Here is a 6,352-nt window from a genome sequence, read left to right on the forward strand (position 1 = left end):
AAAAGATTATCGTCCTCAACAGTGAAAAGATTATTTTAGATGCTTTTTCATGATTAAATCGATCTGCTCATCCTCGCCCATATAAAAAGCATGCTGGCCTACCTGAGTAAATCCCATCTTATGATAGAATTTCATCGCAGAAAAATTACGCTCCCAGACTCCTAACCAAATAGCGGTCTTATTCAACTCTTTCGCTCGTTCTATCGCTTTAGTATATAACATTTTTCCAAGTCCCAATCTCTTAAAATTCGAATCGATATAAATACGTTCGATTTCTAACGCATCTTTCTCAATGGTTTCAGTCTGGGCATCATTTACATTGATTTTTAAATATCCAGCCAGTTGTTCATTTGAATAAATAAAATAGAACTCTGACTGTTCATTTTGCAGCTCACTAGTTAATTTTTCTTCCGTATATGCTTGGTCAAGGTAATCTTTTAAATCGTCTGGAGTATTGTCTTTCGCAAAGGTATCTGTGAAGGTTTTGATGCTTAATGCTTTCAGTACTGTTAGGTCACGTAAGCTGATTTTTTTAATTTCTATCATGATAGTTCCTTCTTTCCAACTTTTTTTGAATGGAATCAATTTAGAAAAATAAATGAACCTCTTTGCTTTCTTGATTTGGCTATTCCCTTTTTCATTTCACTATTAGTACTTGATGCCTACAATTTTTTGAAAGCCATCACATGCCTTTATATTATTTTTCAAATAAATTAATTCTGCCAACTGTCTGATTTGCTTTTTCGTATAAGGACGAACATTCCAAGCCACAATCGATTTATCCTCAAAAAGAAACTGAACTTCTTGAGAAATGTATGTTCCTTTCCTTCCACGAATTGTAGGCTCTTGAATGGTTGTCCCTAGATCTTTGGGAAAGCCAAATTTGATGAGCTTTTTCAACTCTAGATGCTCTACTCTTTTATCGAATTCTTTCGCGTTATTTCTCGCGTAATAGCGACTTATTATGAGCTTGTCTTTTTTCAAAATATAGTAAGTATTCATAAAACGCCAAGGAGCTAATAGACTAAGAATAAGATAGATTGGATTTTGTGGTCTGATTTTTTTCATTGGATTTCCTTTTCAATCAATAAATTTCATGTCATTTCCTGTTTTTCAGTACTATTCAAATTGAAACTTCCATCAGACTATCCACTACAGCCCTTCAAATATTCAAACTTTTCCATAATAGTCTGAAAAATAAGAGTGCCAATATTTTTTCAAACTATATATTTTTCATTCCGAATACATTTGCTTTTTGACTGGTGCTGAAGGAATAGCATACAAATTTTTGCCAGATTTTTCTATTATCAAATGGTTTACATTATCAAAATAAGCTGCTGAAAATACTTCTATTCGTAACTTAATATCGGTATTTCTATTGAAATACCGATATTAATAGTAACAAAAATTTATTAGCTTAAGTGTATACGTATATTTTTTTCATCGTACACTTTCTTACACATTATTGTTTTTGAATTTTTTCTTTAAACATAGCATATGACTTATGTAAAAACAATACATCCTATACCAGAATGATAAGTTATATGAGAGACCTACACCGACAGCTCTCTGCTATGTAAGGTTATATATACACAATCGAGAATGAGCATTTCGGCAATTGGTTTGTTTTCAATTAGAACACAACGTAAGACTCTGCTAGACTTTCCAGACTTATCTGATTGTTTGACTCCTTAAGAAGATAAGTCAAAAAAACAAACTGTTGTCGTGTCAAAATGAGGTTGGGACAGGATGATGTGACCCAACCTCTAAACCGAAAAATAATTTAAACTTGACTACATTATTTATAATTGGTTCTGGGTAAGAAAATTAGTTGACTTTACTAATTTTTTTATTTAGAATATACGCACTAGCCAATAACGCCATTATACCGAATTCAATTAGTAACGGAGATTTTGTTTCCCCAGTGCGAGGGAATGTTTTTTCTCCATCGCTGATGTCTTTCATTTTCTTGGTTGTTAATTGGTTGCCTTCATCACCCGTACTGATAGCCTCGGAACTTTCAGTAGTATTTGATGGAGGCATCTTTGTTGTGTTGGCATTAGTTTCTAACACAGTAAGAGTTATTTCTTTTTCGGCAATAACTTTTTCATTTTCATCTTCGATATAATATTGAATTTTGTACATACCGACTTTTGCTAAAGTATTGTCAACTTTATAGACTGGAATATCTTCTCCCAAAACTTTAAACCCAACAGTTAATTCTTCAGCATTATTAAATGTAGCCCAATTTAAAATATCGTTCTCAGTAAGTTTATCACCAACATACATCGTCTTATCTGAAGCTTCTATTGATGCTTTTTCTGAAGGTTCAGTAGCCTTATTTTGCACAATAACGGTCAACGTTTTATCAACGGCTATGCCATCACTACAATGAACTCGATAGACGACTTGGTATGTTCCTGGGGTTGTTGTATCGACCTGATTCATTATAGCTGAGAAATAACCATTCTCATCATAAGGAATCGTTTCTGATCCATTTGTAGCAGTAGCATATTCTGCTGGATTAAAGCTATCTCCTACATTTAATGTTATTGTATCTGAAACTAAGTTGATACTTACATTATCCGATACTAAATTATTATTGTTAGTATCTGCTTCTTTTTCTTGTACAATAACTGTTAAAGTTTTATCAACAGCTATACCATCACTGCAATGCACTCGATAGACGACTTGATATGTTCCTGGGGTTGTTGTATCAACCAGATTTACTATATCTACAAAATAGCCATTCTCATCATAAGGAATCGTTTCTGATCCATTTGTAGCAGTAGCGTATTCTGCTGGATTAAAGATATCTCCTACATTTAATGTTATTGTATCTGAAACTAAGTTGATACTTACATTCTCTGAGTCTAAGTTATTCATTGGTGTTAACCTACTAGCAATGTCTTCCTCTTTTTTAACTTCTTTTTTATTTGTTGTATCTATCTTGTCTTGCTCTGATAATTGTGTTTCTACTGTAGACTCTGCAACCCCAATCGTTGGAGATAACACCTGTGTTGCTAGTAAAGAAATAGCAATAATTGACAGAATTTTTTTCTTTTTCATAATTTCCTCCTAGATAACGAATAGACATAATTAATTTTGTTTATTAACTTCCTTCTTAACTGCTCCCCCTTTTTTTCGCTCCATCTTTTCCGTTTATACCACCTCCTCAAAATTCAAGCTGAAGCCATTATTTCAAAAGTAGGCTTCAAAAGTAGCTTAAGTCGTTTTTTGATAAAATAATTACATGCATCTTTTTAACTGATTAAATATCTAACATGTACCCTTTAGAACGGACTGTTTTTATAAATTCTGGTGTATTCGGAACCACTCCCATTTTTTTACGCAAATGAAAAATTATATTACTGAGACGATATGATTTATCCTCAACACGATTGTCTTTCCAAACACTGGCATAGAGTTCTTCATAAGATACAGTTACCTTGGGATGATCATATAAAGTGTTTAATACTCTAAATTCTATACGGGTCAGAAGAACCTCTTTTTCCCCTCCAAGAAGTACGCTATTATTTCTTTCTATCAATTCTAATTTTTGACTTTCTTTTTTTAAATCAAAGTTTTGATATGACATTTTTTTTTGATTACGCTTTATCGCATTCGTCATTATTAATAACCACTCAGCTTGATTCATATCTGAATAGGCAACGAAATCTGCACCTAGATTTAAATAAACTAAGCGATTCATTCTATTGTTTTCTTGAATCCAAACCCAAGATAAAAAATCTGATTTATCTTTTAATGAAACGAGTTTTTCACAGATTTCTCCAATTTGAGAACTAGTTTCTTCTATATAAAGTAACAGATCGATATGCTCTAAATTTAATTCTTTATCTGGCTCTATAAATCTGATGATCCAATCCCCTGGTAATTTATTTCGCCACTGATTTAATTGTCCTTCCTGTTCTTCTAGCGCGATTAAACCAATATGATACATAGAATTTCTCCTTTTTATTTTTATTAAAACTATAAAACCTTTTTTAAATCTCAAACAAGAGATTCTTATTGTTTACTATTTAATTTTTAGTAAATTAGTCGTTGAAAAATCCAGATGTGCTATATAATAACTACCTAAATCTATATCCTATTAGGATTTAAGCTTTTGCATTGTTTATATTTTTTTATGATCCTATATCTTCTAAAGTCTTATTAATCATTTCAAGGTCAAAAGATGTCAATGCTAAAGATATGTACACGATCTTTTCTTTCGGCAACCGCTTAGTAAGTCTGTTCATAAGGGTTGTCACAACAAGATCATTTTCCTGAAGTTCCGAAACAAATTCAATTTTAAATTTACCTTGAAATTCTTCGACAAGTTTACTTTTCATCGTGATATCATAATTTTTTCCTAATTCAGTTTGTAAATGTATTCGAATTACCTTTTTATAGTTATTTACCGAAGTAAGAAAATTCACTAAATAGTAACTCGTTTCTTCAAAGTAACAAATTGTTGCTAATACGGGGTATTGATTAATCATCGCCTCTGTAAATCGGTCGAATTTATCAAAGAATTGATCTGCGTTTTTATTTATCTTTCTATAATCAATTTTAACTAGTCTCATACTTTCGAATGCAATATCTAAGCGAAATATATAATTGGATACGCAAAAGCGAGCAAGCCTATCATAAATATCCGTTAATTTATTAGCAGGAATTTCTATTTGGAAAAAATTTCTAAAATTTTCTAACCAGCAATCGTAAAAGCTTTCAATTTTTTTATTAAGTCTTGAATTCGAATTTCTTTCAAATTCTATTTGAAAGACTTCTGACGAATATAAAATCAACAATAGCAGGGATTGATTTTGTAAACTATACTCTTCAAGTCCTTCAATTGGAATATCGACAAAAAATTTGTCGATCTCTTTTATTTTTTCTTGTGTCATGAGATTATTACTATCAAAATTTCGCTCTAGTAATATATAAATCCAAATACTTAGCGTCTCAATTTGATTAATATCAAGGCTCAAATGTAGGGAATAAGCAATACTTTTTGCTTTGCTTAAATATAAGTCTTTATTTTCTAACCACTCTATATTTGAGATTTGGCTGTAAAATCTCCATATGAATAAAAACAACACTGTTTTTATACTAATTTCGTCTCCAGAAAATTTTATCTTATTTTCACTTATTTCAAGTTTGACATTGATTTTTACCAAAGTATCATTTATTTCACGAATTTTTCTTCGACATGTTGCTTGACTAATAAATTTCTCTTCACAAAATTGACTTAAGGAAATTGATTGGTTCAATAGCAAGGATTTAATTAGCCCATAAGATATTTCTTTTTCGAATAATTTTCTATAATATTCAATTAGACATACATTTTCTCTTTGAATTAATATGTATTTATGCATATTGTCTTTCTTGATAAAGAGTTCATTATCTTGATATACTTCTGTTAATTCAATAGTAATTTCTGCTAAGTATTTATAAGTAGTATTTATGCTTACTTTTGTGAATTCAGCGATCTCTGATATAGATACCTCAGTTCCTCTGCCCAGCAAATATTCAAAAATATTCTTCTTAATCAGCGATACCTTAGATAAACCTAACATCATCTGCTCTCCTTGTTTTGTTTTTGATAATTCATCAATAACACGTTTGCGTTTCCTTCTCCTTCCAATTTTTCTACACCATTATTTTTTACTAAAAATAGCGAAGGAACATACTTTATTTCTTGTTCACTTATAAATTGAGACCAACTTTCCATCATTTTCTCATTGTTCAAATCTACCCTATGGATAGATTTATCTACAGGTAAGCTATTATTTAATTCATTACAATCGCTACATCCATTTTTCTCGATTAGAAGGTAAAAACTATTATCTGATCTTTTTAAAGAATCATACTGATCAAAATTGAAAGTAGCTGATTCATTTTTCGTAAATAAATGATAAAGTGTACAACCGGCTGCTACTATAATTGCTAAAATTACTATTTTTTTCATCTTATTAAAAATCTAAAAGATTATAATAGATATAATCTTTTAGATTTCCCCTTCCTTTTTATTTTTTTCTATTTACACGCATAAATAGAAAAAATATTACTATAATAATAAAAAATAATCCGATGAACATATATCTATAATTTATGGTGCTATTTGTATTCGGGAACATTCCAATTTTTTTTGGTCCTTTGGAATTAGTATTCGAACTACTCTTTTCTACTGTGGGTTTATCTAATCTATTTGGCGGAGGTGTCACCGTTGGTTTTTCTGAATGGATACTCTCCCCTTCATCCCCAAACACTAAGTCGGCTTGGTTCGGGATCCCATTTTCTTTACTGTATGCCGCTAAAGCTTCCTCCGTTGCTTCTTCACTGATCGTAG

At 31.0% G+C, this 6,352-nt stretch carries 6 protein-coding genes and 1 pseudogene; all 7 read right to left on the reverse strand.

Annotation, left to right across the window (positions count from 1 at the left end; genetic code table 11):
• Positions 1–30: 30 nt before the first annotated feature.
• Positions 31–546, reverse strand: coding sequence for a GNAT family N-acetyltransferase (locus tag BCR24_RS05565; protein ID WP_069639582.1), 516 nt, complete (start codon positions 544–546; stop codon positions 31–33).
• A gap of 102 nt (positions 547–648) precedes the next feature.
• On the reverse strand, positions 649–1,068 hold the full coding sequence (locus BCR24_RS05570; protein ID WP_069639583.1) for a hypothetical protein: 420 nt from the start codon (positions 1,066–1,068) through the stop codon (positions 649–651).
• Positions 1,069–1,827: 759 nt separating this feature from the next.
• Positions 1,828–3,069: an immunoglobulin-like domain-containing protein gene (locus BCR24_RS05575; protein ID WP_069639584.1), complete on the reverse strand. Its 1,242-nt coding sequence runs from the start codon at positions 3,067–3,069 to the stop codon at positions 1,828–1,830.
• A gap of 202 nt (positions 3,070–3,271) precedes the next feature.
• Positions 3,272–3,961, reverse strand: a complete 690-nt coding sequence (locus BCR24_RS05580) for a winged helix-turn-helix domain-containing protein (RefSeq protein WP_069639585.1) — start codon at positions 3,959–3,961, stop codon at positions 3,272–3,274.
• A 184-nt stretch (positions 3,962–4,145) separates the two neighbouring features.
• Positions 4,146–5,579, reverse strand: coding sequence for a helix-turn-helix domain-containing protein (locus BCR24_RS05585; RefSeq protein WP_069639586.1), 1,434 nt, complete (start codon positions 5,577–5,579; stop codon positions 4,146–4,148).
• The gene (locus BCR24_RS05590) at positions 5,579–5,971 is read right to left on the reverse strand and encodes a hypothetical protein (RefSeq protein ID WP_069639587.1); all 393 of its coding nucleotides are present in this window, start codon (positions 5,969–5,971) and stop codon (positions 5,579–5,581) included. Before BCR24_RS05590 ends, BCR24_RS05585 begins: the two co-directional genes overlap by 1 nt.
• 58 nt (positions 5,972–6,029) lie before the next feature.
• A pseudogene (locus BCR24_RS16835) lies at positions 6,030–6,352 on the reverse strand (hypothetical protein); the annotation flags it as partial.

Origin of the sequence: Enterococcus ureilyticus (assembly GCF_001730315.1) — a bacterium.
Lineage (GTDB): Bacteria > Bacillota > Bacilli > Lactobacillales > Enterococcaceae > Enterococcus_L > Enterococcus_L ureilyticus.

Bases quoted from the DNA above. Each gene is read 5' to 3' on its own strand.
- BCR24_RS05565 (WP_069639582.1), bottom strand. From the start codon at position 546: ATGATAGAAATTAAAAAAATCAGCTTACGTGACCTAACAGTACTGAAA.
- BCR24_RS05580 (WP_069639585.1), bottom strand. From the start codon at position 3,961: ATGTATCATATTGGTTTAATCGCGCTAGAAGAACAGGAAGGACAATTA.
- BCR24_RS05590 (WP_069639587.1), bottom strand. From the start codon at position 5,971: ATGAAAAAAATAGTAATTTTAGCAATTATAGTAGCAGCCGGTTGTACA.
- BCR24_RS05570 (WP_069639583.1), bottom strand. From the start codon at position 1,068: ATGAAAAAAATCAGACCACAAAATCCAATCTATCTTATTCTTAGTCTA.
- BCR24_RS05575 (WP_069639584.1), bottom strand. From the start codon at position 3,069: ATGAAAAAGAAAAAAATTCTGTCAATTATTGCTATTTCTTTACTAGCA.
- BCR24_RS05585 (WP_069639586.1), bottom strand. From the start codon at position 5,579: ATGTTAGGTTTATCTAAGGTATCGCTGATTAAGAAGAATATTTTTGAA.